Genomic DNA, 26,640 nt, shown 5'->3' with positions numbered 1-26,640 from the left:
CGCAGTTTCCGGCCATGTTTCGCGGCACCGCACCCCCTTAAAGGCATCCATCAGATTTTTTCTGCTGCGTCCCGTTTTTTTTCGGGATGAGATATGTAAACGGCTCCGTATCCCAAACAAACAAACTGGGATCCGAAGCCGATGTCCTTTTCCTTACATATCGCCGGAGCAACGCACCTGTTGCCAGGCGATGCTGCGCCAAGCTTCATACAGCGCAGCATTTCCAACCCGCGCTACGCCTTTGACTCAGCTGCCGGGCGATACCTCGTATTATGTTTCTACGGCAGCGCCGGCGACGCTCAGGCACAGGCGGCGATTCGGTCGGCTCGCGAACGCACGGATATCTTCAATGACACACATGCATCCTTTTTTGGTGTCAGCATAGACCCTGAAGACGAGACCGCCCTCAGGGTTGCGAACAGAGCTCCCGGTTACCGCCATTTCTGGGATTTCGACTTAAAAGCTTCAAAGCTTTACAGCGTTGTCCCAAGGGACGCCCATCCAGTTTCGGGGGAATTCCCGCTGTCGCGGCAGTGGGTGATCATCGACCCGACCATGCGTGTGATCAGCGCTATCCCGTTCCGCGACGACCAGGGTGATGTTGCCGAAGTTCTCGCCGTCCTCGATAGCCTGCCTCCCCCCGAACGTTTCGCCGGGCCTGAATTAATGGCGCCAATTCTGTTTCTGCCTCGGGTTTTCGAACCGGAGCTGTGCCGCCATCTGATCGACTTATATGAAGCACAGGGCGGCCAGGAGAGCGGATTCATGCGTGAGATCGACGGCCGTACAATGGGCGTCACTGATCACAGCTTCAAACGACGCAAGGATCATTACATCGCGAACCAGGAGCTAATCGTGGCACTGCAGAAGCGGTTCCAGCGTCGGGTCGTTCCCGAGATCGCAAAAATTCATCAGTTCAAAGCGACACGGATGGAACGGTATATCGTGTCCTGCTATGCAGCCGAAGACGGCGGCCATTTTTCGGCACATCGCGATGATACGACCAGGGGGACTGCGCATCGCCGCTTCGCCGTTTCAGTGAACCTGAACGACGATTTCGATGGCGGAGAAGTCAATTTCCCTGAATATGGAGCACGCAGTTTTAAGGCACCACCCGGCGGGGCCGTGGTGTTCTCCTGCACGTTGCTGCACAGGGTTAGCAAGGTCACCCGGGGGCGCCGGTATGCCTTCCTGCCTTTCCTGTACGACGAGGACGCAGCCCGCATCCGCAAGGAGAACGCCCAGTTTATCGTTGGAAACGACCCGGTACCCGGCACGATCGCGATGCCTACCGCGGAGGCTGCAACATGAAAAGACCACATGGAGGCTGTTTGAGAGAACATGGGCAAGGATGATCTGGACATCGTCGGGCAGCTGGAGGCCCTGCGCCGCTATGCGAGGGTTCTGACCCGTAATGCCGATACGGCCGACGATCTTGTTCAGTCTACTTTTTTGCGCGCCCACGAGCGACGGGCCACTTTCCGCGACGGTGCCAACGTCCGTGTCTGGCTGATGTCGATTATGCACAATATCTTCATCGATGAACGCCGCAACGGGCTGACGACGGCTAAGCGCGAGCGAGCCTGGACCGATTCTCTGCCCGGCTTTTCCGCGCCTTCGGGCGAGATGGCGGTCCGGCTTTCCGAGCTCCGGAAAGCGTTCCTCTCGCTCAATAGCGAGCAAAGAGAAGCCCTGCATCTCGTGGCAGTGGAAGGACTTGGAGTCACGGAAGCCGCGGAGATACTCCACGTGCCGTCGGGCACTGTGATGTCGCGCGTCGGCCGTGCCCGGGCCGCACTGAGAAATTTCGAGGAAAGTGGCAGTGGAGACGTGAAGAGGCGTTCTTTCAGGATCGTAGGAGAGCGAGATGGTCACACCGACCGATAATCACAGCGGAATAGAAGCCGACATTCAGGCCCTCATTCAGGGACAACTGGATTCGGAGCGGGCATTTATCGTGGCCGATTATCTTGCAGACCGGCCAGAGCGCGCTGCCGAAGTGCTTGCAGACGCACGTACCACGGAGGGACTTCGGCTTGCTCTATCAACGCCTGCTGATCCGCCTCCCACAGAGCTGGTATCGGAAGCCCACCAGCTGCAGGATCGCCTTTGGCGGCGTCGAATTTTCAGACGCATCGCACCGGCAGCGGCGGCACTTCTGCTTTTCGCAGGAGGGTGGACGGCTCATATCGCTATGCAGTTTTTTGAAACGGCCGACGCCCATCCGCTTGTCGAAACAGCGCTCGACGCCCAGGCAGCGCTGGAACTGAGACACTGGATGGTCTCTCAACCCGAGAGTACAGTCCTGAACACAGGCGAGATCGTCGGCGCTCTCGGTATCGAATTGCCGACGCTGCCCGATGGCTGGATCGTGCGCGATGTACAGGTTGTCTCATCTCCCGAGCGTCCCGGCGTTGCAATTGCACTCGACACACCAAAACTCGGCCGGGTCCTGCTGTTTGCCATCGCCCAAGACCAGGACAGCCGCGCAGCCCCGCCAACTGCCTTCGATTACGACGGCCGGTCGGTCGCTCTCTTCTCGAACAAGCATTCGGCCTATGTGCTAGTCGACAATTCCGGCAATCCCGAGCAGGTTTCCAACGGGGCGAGCCAACTGTTGAGCCATCTGAATTGACCTCAGACGCTTTCTGCCAGGCTAAAGATGCCTTCCGCGCTCCAGGATCTCGAGCATGTACTCCCGATAGGTCATGCCGAGTTCTTTCGCCCGTTTGAGCCGGCGCTGCAGGATCAGGCGATCCGCTGGCGGCTCCCAAGCCTTGGCGATGGCTTTGCGCCAGACAAGACGGTTGTAGGCCACGCTCAAAGGCGGTCCCATATTGTGCCCAATGCCAATGGGAACTCGCTTGCGCAGGCCGACCAGCGCGGAAACCTTTTTCCGTTCAATGCGATTCATCTAGGCGTGATCCGATAGGCGCAACGACGTGCGCCGGCAAGAATATGATCGGTCCGCTCTACCATGCAATCCGGTCCGAGAACATCCTGAAAAAGCTCCAGTTCAGCCCGGCAAATTCCCTGGCATTCAGCCGCCGCCGCACAGATCGGGCAATGGTTTTCGATCAGCAGGAACGAGCCGTCGTCCACCTCTGACCAATCGGCCATATAGCCTTCCCGCTCCCGCATCGCGGTCAGCCGCTCGAGCCGGTCCTTGAAGCTATCGGCTTTCCCGATGTCGGCCTTGTAGGCGTTCAGGGTTTCAACCCTGCGCTTGTCGATCAAACGGTCGAGCCCAGCGTCCCCGAACAGCTCCCGGACGGACTCCAATAGCTCGACGGTGAGCTGGGCATGATTGTCCGGAAACCGGGCGTGGCCGCTCTCGGTCAGCATCCAGTAGCGGCGTGGCCGGCCACGGCCCTGGCGCCGGTCCTCGGGTTCAACAAGACCGGCATCGGCGAGTTTCGCCAGATGCTGTCGTGCAGCTTCCCCGGTCATCGAGAAATGCGCGCCGAGTTCACCGATGGTCTGCGGACCCCGGGTTTTCAGCTGGAACAGAATGCGGTCGGCGGCACGGTCATTCATGGCGATTTTCCAAGACGTTACCTGTCTTTATCAAGAAAACGCTTGGCTTGGGAAGCCGGGATGGAGAAACCACCTCAATCGATCAGCTTCTCAAGGCTTTCCAGACGATCCGCCTCTTCCGCCGGTTTGTCCCAGCGAATGCGGTGAAAACGCGGACTGCGCATGGCGACGCCGCTCTTGTGTCGCGACGACCGATGCACACTGTCGAACGCCACCTCGACGACCAACGACTGCGTCACCTCGCGGACCGGGCCGAACCGGTTCACCGTGTTGTCACGCACCCATTTATCGAGCCTCTTCAGCTCCTCGTCCGTAAATCCGGAATAGGCCTTACCGACCGGCACGAGCTCAAGGCCCGCCTCCCCATCCCGCCAGGCTCCGAAAGTATAGTCGGAATAAATGGACGAGCGCCGTCCGTGCCCGCGCTGGGCATACATGACAACAGTATCGACGGTCAGCGCATCCCGCTTCCACTTGAACCACGGCCCTTTCGGCCGTCCGGCCTGATAGATACTGTCGCGGCGCTTCAGCATAAGGCCCTCGATCTGTGCCCCCCGGCATCCGGCTCGAAGCGCTTCAAGCGCCGCTGGACTGTCGAACGGGACCAGCTCCGAGATGTCCGTCCGCTCCGGTTTCTCCCGGTCCCAGAAAGCTTCCAGCCGGGCGCGGCGCTCTTCAAAGCCTAGAGAACGCAGGTCCTCCGCGCCGTCGAACAGGATGTCGTATAGCCGAATATGGGCGGGATGCTGCTGAAGCATCTTCGCCGTCACCCGCTTGCGATTGAGGCGCTGTTGCAGATCGTTGAATGGAGCAATCTCACCATCCCGGACCACCAGCAGCTCTCCATCCAGCACACCGTCAAACCCCATGAAGTCGACAATATCGGGAAAGGCGGATGAAATATCGTCACCGGTCCGCGAATAGAGCCGCCGTTCGCCCGCTCGGGACGCAAGCTGGACTCTGATCCCGTCCCACTTCCATTCAGCCTCGTAGTCCGCCAGGGGCAGTTTTTCCAACTCCATCTCTTCCAGAGGACTAGCCAGCATCAGGGGCCGGAACACAGCGCGATTACTCATATCGGGACGCGGTGCCGTACCTTCCAGCCAGGCGAACAATGGCTCGTAAGGCGGTTCCAGCCCGTGCCAGATCTCTTCGATATCGTCCGCCGAGATCCCGAAAGCATCGCCCAGCGCCATTTTTGCGAGCCGTGCCGAGACTCCGACCCTGAGTCCGCCGGTGATCAGTTTCAATAATGCCCAGCGCCCGGTCGCATCCAGCGTGTCTAGCCAGCTTTCAAGCAACACGCCCGCTTCGGCCGGTTTCAGGTCGGCAAGCAGGGCAGGGATCTTGCCCAGTTCCGGAGAGGCCGCATTTGTCGGCCGTTCGGGCCAGATCAGGGCCACGGTCTCGGCTAAGTCACCAACGAAATCGTAAGACCACCCAAACAGCTCAGGATCGACACGCTGCATGCCCAATTGACGGATCAGAGCCGGCTTTGCGCTTTTCAGATCGAGAGCGCCGGCCAGCGCCGCAAGGGCGATACCACGATCCGGGTCTGGCGCATGGATAAAATAATCGGCCATCAGCTTCAGCTTGATCGTCCGCTGCGGCGCATAGAGCAACCGGTCGAGAAGTTGAGAGAACCGCTCCATCAGTCCCCCTCCTCATACCCGATCAGCCGGAGCGCCTGCGCCTCCATGCCTTTTAGCCGGGCCGCATGAACCAGTGCTTCCTCGCGTCCGTGTGTCACCCAGACCTCCGGCGCCCCGACGTCATCCAGCGTCGCCAGCAACTCGTCCCAATCGGCATGATCGGAAATCACCAGGGGCAGCTCGACCCCGCCCTGCTTTGCCCGTTGCTTGACCCGCATCCAGCCGGACGCCATACAGATCACGGGATCCGGCAGCAACCGCGCCCAATTCTCCGTAATGCTCGGTGGCGGCGCCAGCACAATCTCGCCCCTCAGGTCTGCCCGCGCCTGCTTCTTATCGCCCGCTGCCGCCGGCAGGAGGTCGCCGAGATCCACGCCATGCGCTTGGTAAAGCTCGCAAAGCGGCATCAGGGAGTCATGCAGGTAGAGCGGCCGATCATACCCTGCGGCCCGGATCAGTGAGATCAGACGTTGCGCCTTGCCGAGGGAATAGGTGCCGATCGCATGGCTGCGCTCCGGAAAGAGCGCCATGGAATGCATCAGCGTTGCGATCTCACAGCTGTCCTCGGGATGCCGGAAGACCGGCAGCCCGAAGGTCGCTTCCGTGATGAAGACGTCGCAGGGCACCGGCTCAAAAGCGGCGCAGGTCCTGTCGGGACGGCGTTTGTAATCGCCGGAAACGACGACCCGCTCGCCCTGATATTCCAGCACGATCTGCGCACTGCCGAGCACGTGCCCGGCCGGCACCAGCCAGACCGTCACACCATTGATGGTGATCTTTTCGCCGAAGCGGAGCGCCTGACTGCTCTTGAACGGTGCCTTGCCATAGCGTACCCGCATGATGGCAAGCGTCTCGGCCGTTGCGGCAACGGCGCCGTGTCCCCGGCGGGCGTGATCGGCGTGCCCGTGGGTGATGACCGCATGATCGACCACGCGGGTCGGATCGACATAAAAACCGCCCGGCTCGACAAGCAGGCCTTCCGGCCTGACCTTGATCCAGCTTGCCCTGCGTGCGGCTTTTGCCATCCCTACTCGATATTGTCCGTTCGTGCCTGCTTACCGAGATAGCCGCCGTGGTGGCGAAGTCCATATTCGTGCCGGGAGACGCCCTTGCGCTCCATCAGCACCAGAGCCAGCGCATCGCTGACGGCGGACATGACAGCCATGCTGGCGGAGGGCGTCAGACCAAGCGGACACGGCTCTTTCACAGTGCCCATATCGACGATCACGTCCGACAGATCCCGCAGGCCGCTATCAGGATGCGAGGTGATACCGATAACCTTGCCGGCATCGACATGGCGGCTGAGTTCGATGAATTCCAGCACTTCCCTGGTCTTGCCGCTGGTCGAGAAGGCAACAATGCAATCCCCCGGCGCGACCATGCCCAAATCGCCATGGGCAGCCTCACTCGGATGAATGAAAAAAGCCGGTGATGCCGTCGAGCTCAAAATTGCCGCGAATTTATGCGCTATGAAACCCGCCTTGCCCATCCCGGTCGTGATGATCTTGCCTGGTGTGCCCTGAAGGATATCCAGCGCTTTCTCATAGCTTTCATCGATCTTGATGGCATTGATGGCCGCGGCTTCCGCATCCAGGATCATCTTGATGCGAGAGGTGATGTCGGAACTGTTCAAGGGAGCCTCGAAATCTCGGGTTTTCCAGATGCCGGAACTTAGCCGACCGCTGGATAAGACTCCAGCGTCACGGCGTCATGTTTTGCGCACTTTTTATCATACCGCCGACTTATTGATCGCCAATCGGCATTAATTCAATGCTGCATTGCAGCATTCTCATTTTACGCGCTCGTGACGATCTTCTACACAAGATCACAAGATGTTGTTGCCCGCACAGGAGCTGTACATGTTCACTGAAAAAACCAAACGTCCCCGGGTCTATTTTGCCGACACCCAGCGTAAATGGTCGACTTTGCAGGCTGAGTCCGCACAGGAAATGATCGACGGCCTGGCACGTCACAACGATGCAGCCGACATGCACGGCGAAACTACATCGGCAGCCCAGAAAGCCGCCTGATTATTCCGCAACTGCGAACATAGAGGCCGGATTAGACTGAAATAGTCTCTCCGGCTTTTTTGTTGCCTGTTCCAACCACTGGACTTGCCCAGCCTCAGGGTTGGATTACCGGAAGGCACGGCATACTCTTCGTCGGCTCCGTCCGGAGCATAATTCCAACGCTCGAAGAGGCCCAGCCATGTCCGAACCCGTCGTCCTGTTATCAAAAGACGCGCGCGGCGTCGCCACAGTCACCATCAATCGACCAGATGTGAACAACGCCTATAACGGCGATGTCATTCAGGGACTTATCGATGCTTTCGGCGACTGTGCCGCGGACAATGTCGTCCGTGTCGTGGTGCTCCGGGGTAACGGTAAGCATTTCCAGGCAGGTGCCGACCTGAAATGGCTGAACGCCATTGGCGCCCTCTCCCCAGAGGAGAATGTTGAAGTATCGCGCCGCACGGCTTCCGCCGTCTGTGGCCTGAACGACTTCCCGAAACCGACCGTGGCGCTGGTGCATGGCGGCTGTTTCGGTGGCGGTGTCGGTATTGTGGCTGCCTGCGATGTTGTGATTGCCAGCGAGGATGCAATCTTCGCTATTACCGAAGCCCGCTGGGGTGTGATGGCCGGGATTATCGTGCCTCACCTGAACGCCGCCATGGGGCCGCGCAATGTCCGCCGCTACGCCCTGACCTGCGAGCGTTTCAAGGCTGCAAAGGCTGTAGAAATGGGGCTGGTACATGAAGTCTGCGCGACCGGCACGCTCGACGAAGCCGCGGCACCGGTGATCGACCAGTTGCTGCTTTCAGCACCCGAGGCCATGACGCAGACCAAGCAGGTCATCCTGGAACACGCCAACATCACGCTTGCCGATGCCTATTTCGAGCGACTGATCGTCCAGCACGCGGCAAAACGGCAGTCGGATGAAGCCTCCGAAGGCCTGAAGAGTTTCGCAGAGAAACGCCAGCCGTCCTGGTATCCAGGAGCGGTCTGAAAAGACACCCTCTAAACCCGGCAAGTCCGATCCCCTGCCGGGTTTCATTTGGACAGTTGATTTTTATCTAGCTGATAATTTTGTCTTTTTTTTATCATGGGTATTGGCGTATGCTGCCCATATGTCGTAACAACGTACGTAAACACCCATCGCAACCGGATTGAGCGAGGAATAAATGAAGACGTTCCTTACCCCCGGCGCAGTATCAGCTGCCGACAACCTAACTGCCGCAGCGGTAAGATGACCGTTTCCGGAGTGAGCGAAAGCTCCTCAAACAGGATGGAGACCCTGTCCTGGCGTGTGGATATGGACAGGCAATTGCTGTTTATCGATCTGGCGTCAGGCTTTACGGATTACGACCTGACAAAGCATGTGCCCATGATCTGGAAAGAAAATCCGGACATCATCTGGTTCAATGTGGTCGTCGATCAGCATCGTAATGACGAAACAAACAACTGGAGCTGGAACGGCCTGCTCACAGTTGCGCAGGAGTGGCACGCCTATGCGAAGGGCAGGAACTCAGGAAAACATGTTGCCATCGTCACCGAGAATTACTGGATCACACAGCTTGTGAACAAAGCGTTGGGCCAGATCTTTCCGGGCAGTACGTTCAAGTGCTTCAAGGATCATGCAGAGGCGACCGCATGGGCCGAGGCCGGCCCTCGCCCGGAAATACAATAGCCGCTTGCTGTAATCCCGCTCAGCAACCACTTTCGGGACATGCTGGATAAAACCGCACGGCCCCGACCGGACATGACCGGCCTGCCAAAAACTTTCCGCGACTGGTTTGCCGGAAAAAACTGGCAGCCGCACCCGCACCAGCTCGAAATGCTGGAAGCGGCCCAGGCGGGTAAACATGCCTTGCTGATCGCCCCGACCGGTGGCGGGAAGACCCTCGCCGGGTTCTTGTCCAGTCTGATCGAGCTGTCTGAAACACCTTTTGATGGCCTGCACACACTTTATATCTCGCCGCTGAAAGCGCTGGCTGTCGACATTCATCGCAACCTGACCCTGCCGATCGAGGAAATGGCGCTGCCGGTCACGGCGGAAACCCGGACCGGCGATACCCCTCAGGCTAAAAAAAAGCGTCAGCGTGGCAGCCCGCCCAATATCCTGCTGACCACACCGGAAAGCCTTGCCCTGCTGCTTTCCTATACCGATGCGCCGAAGATCTTCCGGCGGCTGCGCACCATTGTCATCGACGAGCTGCATGCACTGGCCCCCGACAAGCGCGGGGAGTTGCTGTCACTTGGTCTGGCCCGTCTGACAAAGCTGGCACCGGAAGCACGCCGCGCCGGGCTCTCGGCCACTGTCGCTTATCCGGACGCACTGGAAGCCTATCTGTCTCCTACCGGCCGAACGGGAAGCGGGATGGTCGAACGCGTCACTGGTGGCGGTGCGGTCGCAGCCGATGTCAGGATCATGATCGGGCGAGGGCATTTTCCCTGGTCCGGGCATATGGGAAGCTATGCCGTCGAGGATATCTACGAGCAGATCTGTGGCGCCGCGACCACATTGGTCTTCGTCAATACACGGGCGCAGGCTGAGATCCTGTTCCAGGCGCTCTGGCGGATCAACGAGCAGAACCTGCCAATCGCCCTGCATCACGGCTCGCTCGCGGCAGAGCAGCGGCGCAAGGTAGAGGCGGTCATGTCGAAGGGTGGGCTGCGGGCCGTGATCGCCACCTCTTCCCTCGATCTTGGGATCGACTGGGCGGCGGTCGATCTGGTCATCCAGGTTGGTGCCCCGAAAAGCTCCTCGCGCCTGCTGCAGCGGATCGGACGGGCTAATCATCGGCTTGATCAGCCAAGCCGCGCCATCCTAATCCCGGCGAACCGGTTCGAGGTGCTAGAGTGCCAGGCGGCCGTCGACGCCGTGAACGAGATGACTCTCGACGGTGAGTTGCCAAGCGAAGGCGCTCTGGACGTGCTGGCGCAGCATATCCTCGGCACCGCCTGCGCCGGGCCGTTCCATCCGGACCAGCTCTACGAGGAAGTCCGGACTGCCGCGCCCTATGCAGATCTCGGCCGGGAGGATTTCGACGCCGTCCTGCGTTTTGTGACGGATGGCGGATACGCGCTGCGCACCTATGACCGGTTCCGCCGCCTGCGGCCGACACCCGACGGACTGCTGACCGTGGTCAATCAGCGGGTCGCCCGGTCCTACCGGATGAATGTGGGCACGATCGTGGAAGCGATCACGCTGAAGGTCCGGATGCGCCGGGGACGTTTTCTCGGCGAGATCGAGGAATATTTCGTCCAGGGCCTGACACCAGGTGACACTTTCCTCTTCGCCGGTCAGCTTCTGACTTTCGAGGGAGTCCGTGAGACAGTCGTGGAGGTCAGCCCCGGCAAGGGAGAGGAGCCGGAGATCCCCGCCTATATGGGCGGACGCCTGCCCTTCACCACGCACCTGTCGGACAGGGTCCGGGCCATGCTGGAGGATGACAGGAACTGGCCAACCCTGCCCGCGCCTGTCGAGGACTGGCTGCGCATGCAGCAATGGCGTTCTGTCATGCCGAAACGGGACCGGCTGCTGGTCGAGGTGTTTCCGCGCGGCGGGAAGTTCTATCTGGTCGCCTACTGCTTCGCCGGACGGAACGCGCACCAGACACTGGGCATGTTGCTGACCAGAAGGATGGAACGGGCGAGACTGGACCCGCTCGGCTTCGTTGCCACCGATTATGTGATCGCGATCTGGGGCTTGAAGGAGCCCCGTGCCGAAGATGTAGCCGGGCTATTCGACCAGGACATGCTTGGAGACGATCTTGAGGAATGGATGGCGGAATCAACGCTGCTGAAGCGTACATTCCGGAACGTCGCGGTGATCGCCGGCCTGATCGAACGGAAGCTGCCGGGACATGAGAAAACAGGCCGGCAAGTCACTTTCAATGCCGACCTGATCTATGACGTGCTGCGCAGCCATGAGCCCGATCACGTCCTGCTCCGTGCCACACGCGCGGACGCTGCGCGCGGCCTGACGGATATTCGCCGTCTGGCTGAGCTTCTGGTCCAGGTGCATGGCAAGATCGATGTCCGCCACCTCGACCGGGTCTCGCCACTCGCCGTACCGATCCTGCTTGAGATCGGCAAGGAACATGTCTACGGCGGTGCACTCGACACCCTGTTGGAAGAGGCGGAAGCTGAACTGGTCAGCGAAGCGACCGGCGGTAATATACAGGCAAACCTGCCGATATAACCGGTGCTTTAATTCACGACGATGGTTGAGGCGCTGCCATACATTTCAGAGATGATGGTGCGGGCATGGCCAATCATTTTGGGATTCTCGGTGCCTCTAATGGAAAAGACGTTCGCACCGCTCGATCGGGAAAAAGAGACGTAGTTGTGAAGGCCGTAGTTTGTAAGAAAGTTAGATTCGTAGTTCATAATATCCTTGAGAGATCATAGTAGTTGGGAAAATCTGAGTAGGTGGCGGATCAAATCTGATCGAACGCGACCTGCAGTCAGTATGAATAAGGGCGATCAGCGACCGCCCTTATTCTTTATGTTCAGTGCGTTAGTCGACAAGCTTTACGTTTTCGGCAGACGACTTTCCACCCTGGCCCGGGACCAGGTCGAACGACAGGCGTTGGCCTTCGTCGACGGAGGTCATGCCGGCGCGCTCAAGAGCGGAAATGTGCAGAAAAGCGTCTTTAGAACCATCTTCCGGCTCAATAAAGCCATAGCCCTTGGTGGCGTTGAACCATTTTACAGTACCTGTGGTCATGATTTTTCCTTTCACGACAAATTAAGCGGTCCGGAGCCCAATGCGACGGACCGAGGGTAACGCTCAAAATATCGGAGAAGGAACATGATCGACGGCAAAGCGGCGAGACAGTCTTTTAACAGCGACTTCTAAACGTGATTGATACATAGAACGAATATGGGCAATCGCAAGTTATTTTACGGCGAAACATATTATTTTCATCAGGCTGAAACATGCGCCACCACGACAATAAAAACAGACCGGACCGTTGGTACGATTACATAATTATGCCGCATGAATATCGTCTCATGCGGGATCACCATTGACCCGGTTCCGCGGATCCGCCAAAGCAGCACCATGACTTCAGAACCGCTAACCCTTAACGGCGTCTCCCTGGTCGCCGATCTTTCCGGCGCCTTGTACTGGCCCGATCGCTCCCTGCTTGTGGTGTCTGATCTGCATCTGGAGAAAGGATCGAGCTTCGCGGCAAGAGGCGTTCATCTGCCGCCCTACGATACGGCGGACACTTTGAATCGCCTGGCAAAAATCTGCGGTCATTACAGACCTCAATCAGTGATTTGCCTCGGCGACAATTTTCACGATACCGGCGGGCCGGACCGAATGGGAAAAGCCGACCGGGCCATACTCGAGCATCTGATCTCGGCACATGACTGGCTCTGGATCACGGGTAATCACGACCCGGAGCTGCCCGATGATCTCCCCGGCCGGAGCATGACGGAAGAAACCATCGGCGCCCTGACCTTCCGGCACGAAGCCTCAAGGTCACCTGCCCATGGGGAGATCAGCGGTCACTATCATCCGTCGGCGCGGGTACGGACCCGTCAGCGCAATTTCAGCGGACGTTGTTTCGCCCATAACGGGGACAGGCTGATCATGCCGGCCTTCGGTGCGCTGACCGGCGGCCTGACAGTCCGCGATGCGGCCGTTCGCGCAGTGCTCGGCACGCATTTCGATGTTCTCTTTCTTGGCCCCAAACGCATTTACCATTTCCCGACCGACAAGCTTTGCTGAACGGAAGTGATCCGAGACCGAACCGGGCCCGTAAGTCCCCTTGCAGGTTCTTAAAGGTGGTAGCGTGACCGAACGTCCTATTATTCTCTGGTTTCGTCAGGATCTCCGACTTGGCGATAACCCCGCCTTGGCAGCAGCGGTGGAATCCGGCGCGCCTATCCTTCCCGTTTTCATTCTCGATGATGAAACACCGGGGAAATGGGCTCCCGGCGGCGCATCACGATGGTGGCTGCATCAGAGCCTTGATGCGCTTCAGCAATCCCTCGCCGCCCTCGACTGTCCCCTGCTGTTGCGTCGCGGCACCGCAGCCGAGACCATCCGGACGCTTGCGGCGGAAACCGGCGCACGTGCCGTTTACTGGAACCGCTGCTACGAGCCCTTCGCCGTCCGCCGCGATGCCGCACTGAAAAGCGCGCTGAAGGAGGATCGTATCGAGGCCGAGAGTTTCAATGCAGCGCTTCTGTTCGAGCCCTGGCAGGTGAAAACCAAGACCGGCACGCCGCCAAAAGTTTACTCACCCTACTGGCGGGCCATGCGCCTTCTTGGCGACCCGGCACCGGAAGGAGCCGCTCCGCAGGCCATACCGCGCCCCGCAAAGGTCCTGGCAGGCGACCAACTTGACGACTGGAATCTGCAGCCGTGCGATCCCGACTGGGCGTCCGGTTTCTCAGAGCTATGGCAGCCGAGCGAACAGGGCGGGCTCGACCAGTTTGACGAGTTTCTGGAAAACGCGCTCGACGGGTATAAAACGGGCCGTGATTTCCCGTCACGGTCGCTTGTCTCGCGCCTCTCGCCGCATCTTCACTTCGGAGAAATCGGCCCGCGCCAAGTCTGGCACCGCACCGTCGCGCATTGCATCACGACCGGTCGCGATCCGTTTTCGGGATCCGCAGAGCATTTCCTGAAGGAGCTGGTATGGCGCGAATTCTCCCACGCCCAGCTTTATTACAACCCGGACCTCCCAGATGCCTGCCTGCGCCCGGAATATGAGCGCTTTCCATGGGACCGGGCAGAAAAGCCCCTGCGCGCCTGGCAGCGCGGGAAAACCGGTATCCCCATCGTGGATGCAGGGATGCGGGAGCTTTGGCAAACCGGCTACATGCACAACCGGGTGCGGATGATCTGCGCGTCTTTTCTGGTCAAACACCTGATGGTGGACTGGCGCGCGGGCGAGGCCTGGTTCTGGGATACGCTGGTCGATGCCGACCTGGCGAACAACGCCGCATCATGGCAGTGGGTCGCCGGATCCGGTGCCGATGCAGCGCCCTATTTCCGGATCTTCAACCCCGTTCTGCAGGGCGAGAAATTCGATAAAGACGGCGCATATACCCGCCATTGGGTCCCGGAGCTTTCCGAGGTTCCCGACCGATACCTGCATAAGCCATGGGAAGCGCCGGGAAACCCGGCACCGGACTATCCGGACCCCATTGTAGATCTCGCGTTCGGCCGCGACAGAGCTCTTACGGCGTTCAAAAGGCTGAATGACGGACTTTCGTCCGACATCGCCGCGTGCGCTTAACCACACGCGAAATGCTGCACAGTCGGCACGATTATGATTAGAGTTTTCCCTGGGGGTAATGGAATGCGCATAGCTGTCATCGGAAGCGGTATCGCCGGGTTTGGCGCGGCATGGTTATTATCTTCGCGTTATCAGGTCACCGTGTACGAGGCGAACGACAGGCTTGGCGGGCACAGCAACACGGTTTCGGTGGATTATGACGGCCGGCAGATCCCGGTCGATACAGGCTTCATCGTCTATAACGAGGCGACCTACCCCAATCTGATCAGCATGTTCGGGGCCCTCGATGTTCCGACAAAGCTCAGCGACATGTCGTTCAGTGTTTCCGTCGATAACGGTGCGCTCGAATATGAAGGCTCGCTCAAAGGTCTGATTGCGCAACCGGCCAATCTCTTAAAACCGAGCTATTACAAAATGCTGGCGGACGTTGCGCGGTTCTTCTCCGCCGCCCCGCGCCTGCTTGATGAAGACGGCGATCCGGGCCTCACGCTGGGCGACTTCCTGAAACGTGAAGGTTATGGCGACGGCTTCCTCTACGACCACCTGCTGCCGATGGCTGCTGCGATTTGGTCCTGTCCAGTCGAGACCATGCTGGCCTTCCCGGCCCGCAGCTTTGTACGCTTCTTCGTCAATCACGGCCTGCTCAAACATGCGAACCGGCCACAATGGTTCACCGTCGATGGCGGCTCCCGCTCTTATGTGCAGCGCCTCGCCACGGAGATCGAGCAGCGCGGCGGACAGATCCGGACCGGCCACCCCGTCCGCCGCATCCGTCGTCTTGAGACCGGCGTGATGATCGGGGAGCCGGACGGCTCCGAAACTTACTACGATCAGGTTGTCATCGGTGCCCACGGCGACGAGGCTCTCGCCATGCTGAGCGACGCCAGCGACGCCGAACGCGCCTTGCTCGGCTGCTTCAGCTATCAGGACAACGTCGCGGTGCTGCATCGAGATCCGCGCCTGATGCCAAAGCGCCGTCAGGCCTGGGCCTCCTGGAACTATCTCTCGGAAGGCCGCCGCGACATGGACCGCGCCGTTGCCCTGACCTACTGGATGAACCGCTTGCAGGGTATCGACGACAAATATCCACTCTTCGTCACCATGAACCCGCTCGAGGAGCCCAACCCAGAGCTGGAATTCGCACGTTTCAACTACACTCACCCGGTTTTCGACAGCGCTGCGGTCTGGGCGCAGGGCGAACTGATGCCAATTCAGGGCGTCCGTAACACATGGTTCTGCGGCAGTTATTGTGGCTACGGCTTCCATGAGGACGGGTTGAAAGCGGCGATTGCCGTCGCCCGCGGCCTTGGTATAGCGCCGCCCTGGAACTCCGATGTCGAGCCGGCAAGCAGGCACTGGCTCGACCAGAACAGCGTGTATGCGCCTGCTCAGGACGCTGGTGACGACTGAGATGGAGGCACCCGCGCATACAGGGCCCGCCACACCGGCAGAGTCTTGCCTCTATCGGGGGGTGGTCACACATGCCCGGCTGATCCCGTTCAGGCACCGCTTCGTCTACCGGGTTTTCTCAATGCTGCTGGATCTGGAAGAGGTCGATGCCCTCGCGGGCAAGCTAAAGCTGTTCTCCCATAACCGTTTCAATCTGTTCTCCTTCTTCGACAGGGACCATGCATCACGCGACGGCATGTCCGCTCTCGAATGGGTTCGACAGCAGCTTCGTTCTGCGGGCTACGAGGCACACGAAGGAAAAATCTTAGTGCATTGTTTTCCAAGAATTCTTGGATATGTTTTCAACCCTCTTTCGATTTATTTCTGCCACCATAAAAGTGGCCATCTGCAGGCCATCCTGTATGAGGTGAAAAACACTTTTGGCCAGCAGCATTGCTACCTGATCCCGGTCGAGCCGAGCCAGGGTGATGGCGGTACGGTCCGGCAGAGTTGCGACAAGAGTTTCTACGTTTCCCCCTTCATGGACATGACCGCTACCTACCGCTTCCGGCTGAAGGAGCCCGGCGACAAACTCTCCATCCTGATCCGGCAGGAAACGCCGGAGGGAGAAACCCTCGTCGCGACCCATACCGGAACGAGAGAAGCAATGACGGACCGGGCCCTGCTCAAGGTGGCCCTGCTCTACCCACTTCTCACGGCGAAGGTCGTCGCCGGCATCCATTGGGAGGCCCTGAAGCTCTGGATCAAGGGAGCCGTCTTTCACAAACGGCCCGAGACTCCGGGAGAGCCGGTATCCGTAATCAATAAATCATCCACTGGGCCACATGTTGCGTAAGACGAGTGATCATAATTGGGGCGCGTTGAAATGACTGATCGCGAGATCTGCGAAACATCCACATTGCCAGAATCTACGTTTCCGAACGGGACCATCCCGGTCAAACCGGACTCATTCATGCCCTGGACACGGGCTGTGCTGATCATGCTGAAAGCCGTCCGCATGGGTGAGTTGCATTTGCAGACACCCAATGGTCAGCTGCATATCATTAAGGGAAGCGAGCCTGGCCCGAAGGCGCACTTGCAGTTACACAGCGACGCAGTATGCCGGCGCCTGTTGCTCGGAGGCGATCTCCGTTTCGGCGAAGACTATATGGACGGTACCTGGGATACCCCGGATCTGACTGCCCTGCTCTCGTTCGGCGCCGTAAACCGTAATGCGCTGGCCAAAGCGCTCGACGGGACGCGCTTAGGACGCTTCATGAAAACCCTTGGGCACTTGTCCAACCGCAACACCAAACGCGGGAGCCGGCGCAACATCGCCCACCATTACGATATCGGGAACACCTTCTACGGAAAGTGGCTGGACCCGAGCATGACGTACTCCTCTGCCGTCTTCGAGCCGGGTGTGGAAGAACTTGAGCCGGCGCAGCGCCGGAAATACCAGCGCATCGCCGACATGCTGCAACTTGAGCCGGGCCAGACCGTTCTGGAAATTGGCTGCGGATGGGGAGGCTTCGCATCCGTCGCCGTACGCGAATACGGCGCCCGCGTCGTTGGCCTCACGCTTTCCCAGGAACAGCATGACTACGCGATTGAGCGGGCGAAACGCGAGGGTATAGCCGACAAGGTTTCGATCCAGCTTTGCGATTACCGGGACGTCGACGGACGGTTCGACCATATCGCCTCAATCGAGATGTTCGAGGCGGTCGGCGAACAGTACTGGCCGGTCTTTTTCGATCAGGTAAAAGCGCGGCTGACCGATACCGGCCGTGCCGCAATGCAGATCATCACCATCAACGACAGGGATTTCGAATCCTATCGCCGGAACCCGGACTTCATCCAGAAATACATCTTTCCAGGCGGCATGCTGCCGTCGGAAGTGCGCCTGACCGATCATTTCGACGCCTCCGGTCTGGAATGCGTCGCCAATGACGGGTTCGGTATCGACTATGCCCGTACACTGGCGATTTGGCGGGAACGCTTCCTCGCCCGCTGGCCGGAGATCGCCCCACTCGGCTTCGACGAGCGGTTCCGGCGGATGTGGGAATATTATCTCTGCTATTGCGAAGGTGGCTTTCGTGCCGGCCTCATTGATGTCCGGCAAATCGCGCTGAAACACGCTTAAGCGAATGGCAGTCACAGCGCCGGTCGACGGCACTCCCGCGCGCTATTCACGGGGCCAGCTTCTTGCCTACGGATTGCCGGGTCTGCCGTTGGCCGGGCTCGGGGTACCGCTCTTCATCTTCCTGCCCGCCTTCTACGCGCAGAACCGGGGTCTAAGCCTCGAAGCTGTCGGTTTCGCCCTGCTGCTGGCCCGGTTGTGGGACGCCGTCTCCGATCCGCTGATCGGCATGCTAAGCGACAGAATAGAAACCCGTTTCGGCCGACGAAAGCCCTGGCTCTTCGCCGGGACACCGATTACCTGCCTTGCCGTCTACATGCTTTTCGTCCCGCCTGAAGGGGCTGGCACGCTCCACCTCTTCGGCTGGAGCGCCCTGCTGTACCTCGGGTGGACCATGGTGCAATTGCCCTACACGGCGTGGGGCGCAGAGCTGTCCAGCGGGTATCACGAGCGCTCGCGGATAGCAGGCTTTCGCGAAGGTATGCTGGTTTTCGGTACATTGCTGGCAGCTGGTATGCCCGCCATTGTGTCCGCAGCCGGTGGCGGCGAGGATACCGGAACCGTGCTCACTGTCCTGGCGTTCTTCCTGATCGTTGCACTGCCTGTCGCAATCACACTCGCAGCCGCAATCATGCCGGAGCGCCCGAAGCTTGCCGCGCTCCAACATCTCAAGGCCGACTGGCGCGCCGGGGCCGCGCTTCTGCTCCGAAACAAGCCCTTCCTCCGGCTGATCCTAGCTTATTTGCTGAACGGTCTGGCAAACGGGCTGGCGGCAACCCTCTTCGTGCTCTTCGTGGACAAGGGCCTCGGCCTGCCGCAGGAGACGGACGGGTTGCTGTTGATTTACTTCCTCGCAGGGATCCTCAGCGTCCCCGTATGGCTCACCATCAGTCATCGTGCCGGGAAGCATCGCACATGGATCGCCGCCATGCTGGTGAACAGCGCAATCTTCGCGCTCGTGCCTTTGCTCGGCCCCGGCGACTATCTCGCCTTCCTTGCCATCTGCATCGGCACCGGCGCGTGCCTCGGCGCCGATCTGGTTTTGCCTCCATCCATGCAGGCCGACGTGGTGGATGTGGATACGGCAGAGGGAGGCGGCAGCCGAACCGGCCTCTATTTCGCGCTCTGGGGCATGGCGACGAAGCTGGCCCTTGCCTTGGCCGTCGGCATTGCCTTTCCAGTGCTTGCCGCCTTTGGTTTCGATGCCAACGGCAGCAATGATGCGGACGCCCTGCTGACGCTCTCTCTGCTCTACGGCGCGGCACCCGTCATCCTGAAACTTACAGCCATCGCCATAATGCGAAACTTCCCCCTAACCGAGACGCGCCAGGCCGCGTTGCAACGCAAGATCGCCGAAAACATCCAATAAACACCTTCCGGAGATGATCCATGACCCGTGTCTTGCCGTATCTGCTAGTAGTGCTGTTGAGCCTCGGAGCGTGTAGTTCCATGAAGATCGATGATTTTGCGGGAACCGACCCTGATTTCCGCCCGGAAACATATTTTGCCGGACCGAGCAGGGCCTGGGGCATGTTCGAGGACCGCTTTGGCAACCTGAAGCGGGAATTCACCGTCGATCTGCAGGGCGACTGGGACGGAACAACGCTGATCCTGACCGAGGATTTCCTATATTCGGACGGCGAGACAGAGCAGCGAATCTGGCACATCACCAAGACAGGCGACGGCACCTATGAAGGCCGAGCGGATGATGTGGTGGGTGTAGCCAACGGCGTTGCCCGGGGCAAGGCGCTGAACTGGTCCTACGATCTGATGCTGAAAGTCGGCGACAGCCGGATCAAGGTCAGTTTTGACGACTGGATGTTCCTGCAGCCCGACGGCGTGCTAATCAACAGGGCAGAGGTCTCGAAATTCGGGATTACGATCGGCACCGTTACGCTGTTCTTCCAAAAAGGCGCACTGCCGGAGAGCGCGTCATCTGGCCGGCGAAAAACCGCGGCTTAACCAGCGCAGAAGCGGACCAAGCACCGGAAACAACCCGAAGACCTGAGAGGCCGCGTCCCAATGGTCGATATGCGAGATGACGAGGCTATCTTCGTTGAACGTCACCTCGCTCATACCGATGATTTCAATCTCTCGCCGGGCAGCCGACTTCACCCGTCCGGAAAACCGCCATTTGAGATAACAGGCCTCTTTGCCGACAGCCTGATCCAGGACAACGAAAGTCGGCGCTTCCATTGCCTCGAACATGTGCCGGAAGATTCCAAGCACGGCCTGCCTGCCTCGCACGTCACTGAACGGGTCACGGAAGCGAACATCGTCCGCCAGCAGTGGCGACAGGGCTTCGAGATGATCCGATGTCAGTTCCTCGAAACAGATGGCATAGGCGGCCAGTGCCGTAGCTCTGTCAGTCCCCGTCACTTGCCAGTCCCCCGCTTCACCAGTCGGAAATAAAGGCTATAGGGCAAAGCATTGAGGCAGCGTAGAATAACGGCGAAGATTCTTGGAAAAGTGATCTCGAACCGGTCGGACTGAAGTCCGCGATAAAAAGCCTCTGCAGCATCTTCCGGCTCCATCAGAAACGGCATCGGAAACGGGTTCTGGTCCGTCAGCGGAGTACGGACAAAGCCCGGGCACACCAGTTGCAGTTTCACGCCGTTCCGGTCGAAATCCGGTTTCAGCGCCTCGGTCATGTTGATCAGGGCCGCCTTGGTCGCACCATAGGCTGATGCAGTCGGCAAACCGCCATAGCCAGCAACGGATGAAACCACGGCAACATGGCCACGGCGCCCCTCGATGAAACCCGGCGTAACCGCAGCCAGACAGTTCACCACCCCCATCAAGTTGATATCGATCAGGTCGCGGAAAGTCTCGATGCGAAAGTCCTCGACCTCTACGGGCTTGTGGGTTCCAGCGGCAAAGACGGCCATATCGAGCCCGCCCCGCTCCTCCCGGATACGGGCGACGGTTACAGCTGCCGCATCCGCGTCGGTCACATCCAGCGGATAGGCGAAGAACCGACCTTCATGCTTTGCCGCCAAGTCCGCCAGCGCACCGGCCGAACGGGCTGATCCCGCAACAATCCAGCCATCGCGCATCATCCGCTCGGCCAGTGCAAGCCCGATACCGGAGCTTGCCCCGGTTATCCAGACACACCGCGATGTCATCCCCGCCTCTCCATTTCTCAAAACGCTACTCGAGTTCCCTGAGGACATTCCGGATCTCCTCAGAGCCGATATCCTTGACGCTTTCAAGTTCCAGAAAACGGGTTTCGTCACCGGCGCGCGGGACGATCCTGACATACTCGAAATTGGAATCGTCGACGGTAAAGCTCATCTTGGCCCATTCGCCGCGCTTGTCGTACCAGATGTCGAGATCGAGCTCGCCCCGCATCTGGTAGCGCTCAGCTTCGATGCGCTCACCCTTGGACAGGATGGTTTCCGGCCCGGTCTTGGTCATGGTGATTTTGCGCAGCCGGCCATATTGCAGGTCGATCAGTTCGCTTGCTCGGGTCAGGGCCGTGTTCCAGTAGGTCGACGGAACGGACGTGCCAAGCGGTGCAAGGTGCTCGCCCTCGCCGCCGGAAAACCGGAACCCTTCAGGCTCGGCTTCCCCGTCGACTCGGAAGATCTCCCCATCATCATTGACCATCCCGCGCGCTGAAAGGAGGAGTGGCCCGCTCCATTCATCCCGCGCCCGGAGCGCGTAGTAATAGAGTGAGAACGGGCCTATTCGATAATCAAATAACGTCTGCGTATCAACGGTATATACATCGTTATTGACGTTGAATCGCAGCATGACGACTCCCAACGGAGAGTCGTTCCTGAAGACCTGGAACTTGATCAGCCCGTCTTGCGCCCAGCCGGACGGCGCATTCGCCCATAGCGGCGACGAAAATGCGAACGCCACTGGAGTGACAAGCAGGAGCAGAGCAAAAACCCGGAAGTATCGAAATAGCGAACATTTCATGAAACAAGTCCTCAGCTAACCCAGGTCGCCGGCCTCCGGCCCCCGATCCGCATATGGCTTTACGTCCGCCATAAAGATCCGGATCAATGCCGGGCCTTGGATAGCGCATATGAAACATTATACTATTGCATTGACGCAGCTTCGAACGCGATGGATCCCGTACCTTGTCACATGCCCGCGACAGCTTTCCCAAACCGGATCACGACCATGGCCGGTGTCTGAAAGACGCCCTCGGGGCCGCTGAGCGGCTCTGCGCCGAACGCGGTGTCCGGATTACCCCTGCCCGCCGACGGGTGCTGGAGCTTGTCTGGCAGCGCCATGCGCCGGTTGGCGCCTATGACATCCTTTCCGAAATGCAGCGGGATGCTGAGAAAGACGGCAAGCCGGGTGCCAAGGTGGCTCCGCCGACCGTCTACCGGGCGCTCGATTTCCTGATGGAACAAGGGCTTGTGCACAAGGTTGAATCCCAGAACGCCTATATCGGCTGCAGCCATCCCGAGGGGAGCCATGATTGCGGGTTCCTGATCTGCCGGGAATGCGGCTCGGCTCTTGAGATCGAGGATGGTGAACTCAGTAATCTGCTCTCAGAGCTCGCACGCCGGCATGGTTTCGAGGCCCGGCGGAGCACCGTCGAAATCGAAGGACTGTGCCCGTCCTGCAAATCCCGCGCGGCCTGAGACATGTTGAAAGCATCCCCGACCCTGCTTGAGGTTTCCGACCTCACCGTTCTCAGAAACGGTCGCCCTGTGCTCGACAAGATCAGTTTCAGCCTCGGCAGCGGCGAAATCATGAGCGTGATTGGCCCGAACGGCGGCGGCAAGACGACCCTGCTCCGGGTGATCCTTGGACTGCTTACCCCCGACAGCGGAACGGCGCAGCTCACCCTAGGCATCAGCGTTGGCTATGTGCCGCAGAAGCTCGCTCTCGACAATTCCATGCCACTGACGCCCCGACGCTTTCTCTCACTTGGCATGAAATCGGCGCGTGGCCGGGTCGCCGAGACAGCGGAACGAACCGGCATCACCCATCTTCTGGACCAGCAACTGACCAGTCTCTCAGGTGGCGAGACACAGCGCGTGCTGCTCGCCCGGGCAATCATGAAACAACCGGACTTCCTGGTGCTGGACGAACCAACCCAGGGCATGGATGTCGCTGCACAATCCGAACTGTTCCGGCTGATCGGAGCAATCCGGGAGGAAACCGGTGCCGCGATTATCATGGTCTCGCACGACCTGCACCTGGTGATGCGCGGAACGGATCGGGTACTCTGCCTCAACGGTCATGTCTGCTGCACCGGTCATCCGGCAGAGGTTGAGCGCAATCCGAGTTTCCGCGCCCTGTTCGGACGCTTGGACGAAGCCGCTGTCGTGCCCTATCGTCACGACCACGATCATACCCATGATCACGAACACGGCCCCGATTGCGGGCATCATCACTGATCCGGCCACACTGACACCGACCCACGAGTTTTAAAATGACAAGCACGACAAGCGAGCCGGACCGGCTTCCGGTCTCCATCCTCACCGGGTTCCTCGGCAGCGGAAAAACCACATTGCTGTCAAAACTGATGCATCACCCGGAGATGGACCGGATCGCCGTCATCGTGAACGAGTTCGGCGAGGTCGGGTTGGATGACGCACTGGTCATGGAGTCGAACGAGGATGTGGTGCTGCTGAACAGCGGCTGCCTCTGCTGTACCGTGCGCGGCGATCTGGTGGATACGCTGAAGCGCCTGTTCAAGGATCGAGCCAAGGGCAATATCCCCGATTTTGACCGCATCGTGGTCGAGACAACCGGGCTCGCCGACCCGGCTCCGATCCTGCACACCATGATGGCCGACCCATTCCTGGTCACCCGCTTCCGGCTTGACGGCGTCATCACCGTGGTCGACGCCCATCACGCAAATCAGCAGTTCGACACACAGTTCGAGAGCGTCAAGCAGGCCGCCGTCGCCGACCGGATCGTTCTGACCAAGATAGACGTCACGGACGCTGAGACCGTTGCCGCCGTTGAAAAGCGGCTCTACGAGCTCAATCCTGCGGCTCCGGTCATCAAGGCCATCCAGGGCGACGTCGCGCCGTCAGTCCTGTTCGATGCCGGGCTCTATAATCCAAAAACCAAGAGCGCGGATGTCGGCCAGTGGCTGCGCGAGGAAGCCTACCGGGCAACCGAAGGGCATGTTCATCATCACGATCATGGCCATGATCATGGGCATAGCCACGACGAAGATCACGGCCATCACCATCATGATGTCAGCCGGCATGACGATCACATCCATTCCTTCGTGCTGTATTTCGACGAGCCGCTGGAATGGAACCGGATCGCCGGCGCGCTGGATATGATGGCCCAGACCCACGGCGCCAATATCCTGCGCATCAAGGGCTTGCTGAACCTGAAGGAACTGGATGACGACCAGCCGGTCGTCGTGCATGCCGTCCAGCACATGTTCCATCCCCCGGCTAAGATCGAGAAATGGCCGAGCGATGATCGCCGTTCCCGCCTCGTCTTCATTGTCCGGGATCTGGAGAAAAAAACGATGGAGAGCGTGATGAACTCCTATCTCGCGCTCGAATTCGCCTGACCGCAATCAACGGGAAACTCCATGTCGATCAGCTTCAAAGCGGCCCTGTTGCGTGCGCCAGCCCCCGCACGCCCCTATTCCGAGCACAAACCGCTCAAGCTCGAGACTGTAAGCGTCCCCGAACCGGCCGCAGGCGAGGTGCTCGTGAAGATCGCAGCCGCCAGCCTTTGCCGATCGGATCTCTCCGTCATCAATGGTGTCCGCGCCTGGCCGATGCCAATAATCCCCGGGCATGAGGCAAGCGGCACGGTGGAAGCTGTCGGCCCCGGTGTCTCATCAGTTTTCGCAGGCGATCCGGTTGTGCTGGTCTACCAGCCGCAATGCGGCGCCTGCCCGGCCTGTATCGACGGCGAAGCCCATCTCTGCGGTCCTGGTCTTGCCGCCAATCGCAAGGGCGAGCTGCTCTCCGGCGGCACACGTCTTTCAATCAACGGTGAGCCCATACACCATCACATGGGCCTGTCCGCCTTTGCCGAATACGCCCTGGTTTCTGAGAAATCGGTGGTGCCGGTCCCGCGCGACCTGCCGCTGGATATAGCCGCACTGTTCGGGTGCGCAGTGATGTGCGGAGCGGGAACGGTCCTCAATACCGGCGCGATCAAGGCCGGAGATACCGTCGTTATTGCCGGCTCCGGCGGTGTCGGCCTCAGCGCCCTGCTCGGTGCCCGCGCAGCAGGCGCGTCCAGGATCATCGCCGTCGATCCCGATCCCGCGAAACTCGCCCATGCGATCCGGCTGGGCGCCAGTGAGACGATCTGTTCCGGTGACCGCAGTGCAGCCGAGGAAATACTGTCCCTCACCAACGGAGGCGTCGATATCGCCTTCGAGACCGCGGGCAAACTCGGCGCGTTTGAAATTGCCTATGACAGTGCGCGGCGCGGCGGCTCCGTTGTTTCGGTCGGACTGGTCGATCCGAAGACACCGTTCCAGCTCGACGTCGCTGCGCTCGTCACAGGTGCCAAGACAGTCAAAGGCTCCTATGTCGGAAGCTGCAATCCGCGCACCGATATTCCGCGCTTCATCGCCATGCACCAACGTGGTTTGCTCCCGGTAGAGGAGCTGATCACGCACCGCCTGCCGCTCTCGCACGTCAACCAGGCCCTCGATAATATGGAAGACGGTATCGCAATCCGTCAGATCCTCACGCCGCAAGGTTGAAAAATCGGAAATATCCGATCTTCTTCCTATCGAACCACTCGGAGCAAAAGAGAGTTTCCGCTATCAGCCGGCTGTGCCGGAAAGTTGAAAGACCAGATAGAGCAGCCCCGGCATGGTCACAAAACCGATGATCGTGGAGACGATGACGCAGCCGGCAATGGTTTCCGGCTCCCGATTGTAGCGAACGGCGAAGAGATAGGGGAAGACAGCGACCGGCATGCTCGACATCAGGATCAGCACACCTGTCTCCATCGCCGTGGTCCCCAGCACCCAGACTCCGAGAACACCTGAGCCGAACCCGACAACCAGCCGCAACACGGCTATCCCGAAACTTTCAACCAGGTTTGAAACCCGGAGCTTGGCAAGAGAGACGCCGAGAGCAAACAGCAACAAGGGAATACACATACCGCCGGCGAGGTCCGCCGTGTCGATGATCCATTTCGGAACTTGGATATCCGCAAAAATACAGGCAAGAGCTGCGGCAACCGCATAGATGATCGGATTGCGGGTCAGAGTAGAGAGGCCGAACTGCCCAGAGGCGATCCCGGTGCCGACTGTGAACATTACAACGGCCTGCACTGCAAAATAGGAAATTGCCAATGCAAGCCCCTCCTGTCCGAATGCGAAGAGGCAAAGCGGCAAGCCGATATTGCCCGTGTTGGGAAACATCAGGGCCGGCAGGAAGGCTCGGACAGATTTCTTTGCCAGGAACAAAACCGGCACCACCACGGCAACCGTGACAACCGTCACCAAGGCGCTGCCCGCACCGAGACGAAACAGGGACTCCATTGATAGCTCAAGCCCCACCAGCGTGCCGAACACCAGGCTGGGCGTGCCGACCAGGGTCACGAGCGACGTGATGGTTTCGTTATCGAATTGCAGCTTCAGACGCGACCAGGCATAGCCAACGCCGGCGCAAATGAAGACAGGCACGATGATCGTGAACAATTGATAGAGCATGCGGGCGGTTCCGTGGGTGGCGGGGCGCGACGGT

General features: G+C 59.5%; 28 protein-coding genes. 18 read left to right on the top strand and 10 right to left on the bottom strand.

Features of this window, described 5'->3' with window-relative positions; translation table 11 throughout:
• Positions 1-180: 180 nt before the first annotated feature.
• From K328_RS22555 to K328_RS25595, 3 genes are read left to right on the top strand one after another with little or no spacing between them, the layout of a single operon-like run.
• Complete coding sequence (locus K328_RS22555) at positions 181-1,311, top strand: 2OG-Fe(II) oxygenase (protein ID WP_205620578.1); 1,131 nt, start codon at positions 181-183, stop codon at positions 1,309-1,311.
• Positions 1,312-1,341: 30 nt separating this feature from the next.
• Entirely contained in the window at positions 1,342-1,887 is a 546-nt protein-coding gene (locus tag K328_RS0104510) for a sigma-70 family RNA polymerase sigma factor (protein ID WP_028464952.1), read from the top strand.
• A complete protein-coding gene (locus K328_RS25595) occupies positions 1,868-2,635 on the top strand; it encodes an anti-sigma factor family protein (protein WP_028464951.1) in 768 nt (255 codons plus the stop codon). The genes K328_RS0104510 and K328_RS25595 overlap by 20 nt, the downstream gene beginning before the upstream one ends.
• A gap of 21 nt (positions 2,636-2,656) precedes the next feature.
• Here K328_RS25595 and K328_RS0104500 read toward each other — a convergent pair whose 3' ends face one another.
• The 5 genes from K328_RS0104500 to K328_RS0104480 form a co-directional block, all read right to left on the bottom strand.
• Positions 2,657-2,914: a hypothetical protein gene (locus tag K328_RS0104500; protein ID WP_051284469.1), complete on the bottom strand. Its 258-nt coding sequence runs from the start codon at positions 2,912-2,914 to the stop codon at positions 2,657-2,659.
• On the bottom strand, positions 2,911-3,537 hold the full coding sequence (locus K328_RS0104495) for a helix-turn-helix transcriptional regulator (RefSeq protein ID WP_036553139.1): 627 nt from the start codon (positions 3,535-3,537) through the stop codon (positions 2,911-2,913). Before K328_RS0104495 ends, K328_RS0104500 begins: the two co-directional genes overlap by 4 nt.
• Before the next feature lie 74 nt (positions 3,538-3,611).
• The gene (locus K328_RS0104490; RefSeq protein WP_028464948.1) at positions 3,612-5,189 is read right to left on the bottom strand and encodes a cisplatin damage response ATP-dependent DNA ligase; all 1,578 of its coding nucleotides are present in this window, start codon (positions 5,187-5,189) and stop codon (positions 3,612-3,614) included.
• Positions 5,189-6,214, bottom strand: a complete 1,026-nt coding sequence (locus tag K328_RS0104485; RefSeq protein ID WP_028464947.1) for a ligase-associated DNA damage response exonuclease — start codon at positions 6,212-6,214, stop codon at positions 5,189-5,191. Before K328_RS0104485 ends, K328_RS0104490 begins: the two co-directional genes overlap by 1 nt.
• A gap of 2 nt (positions 6,215-6,216) precedes the next feature.
• Entirely contained in the window at positions 6,217-6,822 is a 606-nt protein-coding gene (locus K328_RS0104480) for an SIS domain-containing protein (RefSeq protein WP_205620577.1), read from the bottom strand.
• A gap of 226 nt (positions 6,823-7,048) precedes the next feature.
• Between K328_RS0104480 and K328_RS26580 the strand changes: the two genes are divergently transcribed.
• The 4 genes from K328_RS26580 (at position 7,049) to K328_RS0104460 (ending at position 11,393) form a co-directional block, all read left to right on the top strand.
• Positions 7,049-7,219, top strand: a complete 171-nt coding sequence (locus tag K328_RS26580) for a hypothetical protein (RefSeq protein ID WP_156901171.1) — start codon at positions 7,049-7,051, stop codon at positions 7,217-7,219.
• A 178-nt stretch (positions 7,220-7,397) separates the two neighbouring features.
• Positions 7,398-8,195, top strand: a complete 798-nt coding sequence (locus tag K328_RS0104470) for an enoyl-CoA hydratase-related protein (RefSeq protein WP_028464945.1) — start codon at positions 7,398-7,400, stop codon at positions 8,193-8,195.
• A gap of 240 nt (positions 8,196-8,435) precedes the next feature.
• Positions 8,436-8,876: a hypothetical protein gene (locus K328_RS0104465; RefSeq protein WP_156901170.1), complete on the top strand. Its 441-nt coding sequence runs from the start codon at positions 8,436-8,438 to the stop codon at positions 8,874-8,876.
• Positions 8,877-8,915: 39 nt separating this feature from the next.
• Positions 8,916-11,393: a ligase-associated DNA damage response DEXH box helicase gene (locus K328_RS0104460; RefSeq protein WP_425411509.1), complete on the top strand. Its 2,478-nt coding sequence runs from the start codon at positions 8,916-8,918 to the stop codon at positions 11,391-11,393.
• A gap of 318 nt (positions 11,394-11,711) precedes the next feature.
• Here the strand turns inward: K328_RS0104460 and K328_RS0104450 are convergent, their stop codons facing one another.
• Positions 11,712-11,921, bottom strand: a complete 210-nt coding sequence (locus tag K328_RS0104450) for a cold-shock protein (protein ID WP_028464941.1) — start codon at positions 11,919-11,921, stop codon at positions 11,712-11,714.
• Between the two features lie 336 nt (positions 11,922-12,257).
• On the opposite strand from K328_RS0104450, the gene pdeM reads away from it, so the two are divergent.
• The 7 genes from pdeM to K328_RS0104415 all read left to right on the top strand — a co-directional run bounded on the left by pdeM (position 12,258) and on the right by K328_RS0104415 (position 19,942).
• Positions 12,258-12,932 (top strand): ligase-associated DNA damage response endonuclease PdeM, encoded by a 675-nt coding sequence (pdeM, locus tag K328_RS0104445; protein WP_084608208.1) that lies wholly within the window; start codon positions 12,258-12,260, stop codon positions 12,930-12,932.
• Positions 12,933-12,996: 64 nt separating this feature from the next.
• On the top strand, positions 12,997-14,451 hold the full coding sequence (locus tag K328_RS0104440) for a cryptochrome/photolyase family protein (protein ID WP_028464939.1): 1,455 nt from the start codon (positions 12,997-12,999) through the stop codon (positions 14,449-14,451).
• 63 nt (positions 14,452-14,514) lie between these two features.
• Positions 14,515-15,861 carry an NAD(P)/FAD-dependent oxidoreductase gene (locus tag K328_RS0104435; protein WP_028464938.1) on the top strand — a complete coding sequence of 449 codons (1,347 nt, stop codon included), beginning with the start codon at positions 14,515-14,517 and terminating at the stop codon, positions 15,859-15,861.
• Positions 15,830-16,696 carry a DUF1365 domain-containing protein gene (locus K328_RS0104430; RefSeq protein WP_245577402.1) on the top strand — a complete coding sequence of 289 codons (867 nt, stop codon included), beginning with the start codon at positions 15,830-15,832 and terminating at the stop codon, positions 16,694-16,696. The genes K328_RS0104435 and K328_RS0104430 overlap by 32 nt, the downstream gene beginning before the upstream one ends.
• Positions 16,697-16,726: 30 nt before the next feature.
• Positions 16,727-17,983, top strand: coding sequence for an SAM-dependent methyltransferase (locus K328_RS0104425; RefSeq protein ID WP_028464936.1), 1,257 nt, complete (start codon positions 16,727-16,729; stop codon positions 17,981-17,983).
• 4 nt (positions 17,984-17,987) lie between these two features.
• Entirely contained in the window at positions 17,988-19,349 is a 1,362-nt protein-coding gene (locus K328_RS0104420; protein WP_028464935.1) for an MFS transporter, read from the top strand.
• Positions 19,350-19,369: 20 nt separating this feature from the next.
• Positions 19,370-19,942, top strand: coding sequence for a DUF3833 domain-containing protein (locus K328_RS0104415; protein ID WP_051284463.1), 573 nt, complete (start codon positions 19,370-19,372; stop codon positions 19,940-19,942).
• On the opposite strand, the gene K328_RS0104410 is transcribed toward K328_RS0104415, so the two are convergent.
• Genes K328_RS0104410 through K328_RS0104400 form a run of 3 tightly spaced genes read right to left on the bottom strand, consistent with a single transcriptional unit; the run spans position 19,913 to position 21,907 of the window.
• Entirely contained in the window at positions 19,913-20,359 is a 447-nt protein-coding gene (locus K328_RS0104410; protein WP_028464933.1) for a nuclear transport factor 2 family protein, read from the bottom strand. The two genes, K328_RS0104415 and K328_RS0104410, sit on opposite strands and share 30 nt — an antisense overlap.
• A complete protein-coding gene (locus K328_RS0104405) occupies positions 20,356-21,105 on the bottom strand; it encodes an SDR family NAD(P)-dependent oxidoreductase (RefSeq protein WP_036553137.1) in 750 nt (249 codons plus the stop codon). Before K328_RS0104405 ends, K328_RS0104410 begins: the two co-directional genes overlap by 4 nt.
• Positions 21,106-21,130: 25 nt before the next feature.
• On the bottom strand, positions 21,131-21,907 hold the full coding sequence (locus K328_RS0104400; RefSeq protein ID WP_028464931.1) for a DUF6134 family protein: 777 nt from the start codon (positions 21,905-21,907) through the stop codon (positions 21,131-21,133).
• 164 nt (positions 21,908-22,071) lie between these two features.
• Here K328_RS0104400 and K328_RS0104395 point away from each other — a divergent pair, with 164 nt between their 5' ends.
• Genes K328_RS0104395 through K328_RS0104380 form a run of 4 tightly spaced genes read left to right on the top strand, consistent with a single transcriptional unit; the run spans position 22,072 to position 25,646 of the window.
• The gene (locus tag K328_RS0104395) at positions 22,072-22,584 is read left to right on the top strand and encodes a Fur family transcriptional regulator (RefSeq protein WP_028464930.1); all 513 of its coding nucleotides are present in this window, start codon (positions 22,072-22,074) and stop codon (positions 22,582-22,584) included.
• A 3-nt stretch (positions 22,585-22,587) separates the two neighbouring features.
• On the top strand, positions 22,588-23,346 hold the full coding sequence (locus K328_RS0104390; protein WP_051284461.1) for a metal ABC transporter ATP-binding protein: 759 nt from the start codon (positions 22,588-22,590) through the stop codon (positions 23,344-23,346).
• A 35-nt stretch (positions 23,347-23,381) separates the two neighbouring features.
• Positions 23,382-24,488: a CobW family GTP-binding protein gene (locus tag K328_RS0104385; RefSeq protein ID WP_028464928.1), complete on the top strand. Its 1,107-nt coding sequence runs from the start codon at positions 23,382-23,384 to the stop codon at positions 24,486-24,488.
• A gap of 21 nt (positions 24,489-24,509) precedes the next feature.
• Positions 24,510-25,646, top strand: coding sequence for an alcohol dehydrogenase catalytic domain-containing protein (locus tag K328_RS0104380; protein ID WP_028464927.1), 1,137 nt, complete (start codon positions 24,510-24,512; stop codon positions 25,644-25,646).
• A gap of 63 nt (positions 25,647-25,709) precedes the next feature.
• Here the strand turns inward: K328_RS0104380 and K328_RS0104375 are convergent, their stop codons facing one another.
• Positions 25,710-26,606, bottom strand: coding sequence for an AEC family transporter (locus K328_RS0104375; protein ID WP_028464926.1), 897 nt, complete (start codon positions 26,604-26,606; stop codon positions 25,710-25,712).
• Between the last annotated feature and the right edge of the window lie 34 nt (positions 26,607-26,640).

The organism is Nisaea denitrificans DSM 18348, assembly GCF_000426505.1.
Taxonomy (GTDB): Bacteria; Pseudomonadota; Alphaproteobacteria; order Thalassobaculales; family Thalassobaculaceae; genus Nisaea; species Nisaea denitrificans.
Note: the sequence above shows the minus strand (reverse complement) of the source record. Positions and strands in the feature narration are given on the sequence as shown.

Coding starts and splice junctions, on each gene's coding strand:
- K328_RS0104510 (WP_028464952.1), top strand. CDS start 1,342: ATGGGCAAGGATGATCTGGACATCGTCGGGCAGCTGGAGGCCCTGCGC.
- K328_RS25595 (WP_028464951.1), top strand. CDS start 1,868: ATGGTCACACCGACCGATAATCACAGCGGAATAGAAGCCGACATTCAG.
- K328_RS0104500 (WP_051284469.1), bottom strand. CDS start 2,914: ATGAATCGCATTGAACGGAAAAAGGTTTCCGCGCTGGTCGGCCTGCGC.
- K328_RS0104495 (WP_036553139.1), bottom strand. CDS start 3,537: ATGAATGACCGTGCCGCCGACCGCATTCTGTTCCAGCTGAAAACCCGG.
- K328_RS0104490 (WP_028464948.1), bottom strand. CDS start 5,189: ATGGAGCGGTTCTCTCAACTTCTCGACCGGTTGCTCTATGCGCCGCAG.
- K328_RS0104485 (WP_028464947.1), bottom strand. CDS start 6,214: ATGGCAAAAGCCGCACGCAGGGCAAGCTGGATCAAGGTCAGGCCGGAA.
- K328_RS26580 (WP_156901171.1), top strand. CDS start 7,049: ATGTTCACTGAAAAAACCAAACGTCCCCGGGTCTATTTTGCCGACACC.
- K328_RS0104470 (WP_028464945.1), top strand. CDS start 7,398: ATGTCCGAACCCGTCGTCCTGTTATCAAAAGACGCGCGCGGCGTCGCC.
- K328_RS0104465 (WP_156901170.1), top strand. CDS start 8,436: ATGACCGTTTCCGGAGTGAGCGAAAGCTCCTCAAACAGGATGGAGACC.
- K328_RS0104460 (WP_425411509.1), top strand. CDS start 8,916: ATGCTGGATAAAACCGCACGGCCCCGACCGGACATGACCGGCCTGCCA.
- K328_RS0104450 (WP_028464941.1), bottom strand. CDS start 11,921: ATGACCACAGGTACTGTAAAATGGTTCAACGCCACCAAGGGCTATGGC.
- pdeM (WP_084608208.1), top strand. CDS start 12,258: ATGACTTCAGAACCGCTAACCCTTAACGGCGTCTCCCTGGTCGCCGAT.
- K328_RS0104435 (WP_028464938.1), top strand. CDS start 14,515: ATGCGCATAGCTGTCATCGGAAGCGGTATCGCCGGGTTTGGCGCGGCA.
- K328_RS0104430 (WP_245577402.1), top strand. CDS start 15,830: ATGCGCCTGCTCAGGACGCTGGTGACGACTGAGATGGAGGCACCCGCG.
- K328_RS0104425 (WP_028464936.1), top strand. CDS start 16,727: ATGACTGATCGCGAGATCTGCGAAACATCCACATTGCCAGAATCTACG.
- K328_RS0104420 (WP_028464935.1), top strand. CDS start 17,988: ATGGCAGTCACAGCGCCGGTCGACGGCACTCCCGCGCGCTATTCACGG.
- K328_RS0104415 (WP_051284463.1), top strand. CDS start 19,370: ATGACCCGTGTCTTGCCGTATCTGCTAGTAGTGCTGTTGAGCCTCGGA.
- K328_RS0104405 (WP_036553137.1), bottom strand. CDS start 21,105: ATGACATCGCGGTGTGTCTGGATAACCGGGGCAAGCTCCGGTATCGGG.
- K328_RS0104400 (WP_028464931.1), bottom strand. CDS start 21,907: ATGAAATGTTCGCTATTTCGATACTTCCGGGTTTTTGCTCTGCTCCTG.
- K328_RS0104390 (WP_051284461.1), top strand. CDS start 22,588: ATGTTGAAAGCATCCCCGACCCTGCTTGAGGTTTCCGACCTCACCGTT.
- K328_RS0104385 (WP_028464928.1), top strand. CDS start 23,382: ATGACAAGCACGACAAGCGAGCCGGACCGGCTTCCGGTCTCCATCCTC.
- K328_RS0104380 (WP_028464927.1), top strand. CDS start 24,510: ATGTCGATCAGCTTCAAAGCGGCCCTGTTGCGTGCGCCAGCCCCCGCA.
- K328_RS0104375 (WP_028464926.1), bottom strand. CDS start 26,606: ATGCTCTATCAATTGTTCACGATCATCGTGCCTGTCTTCATTTGCGCC.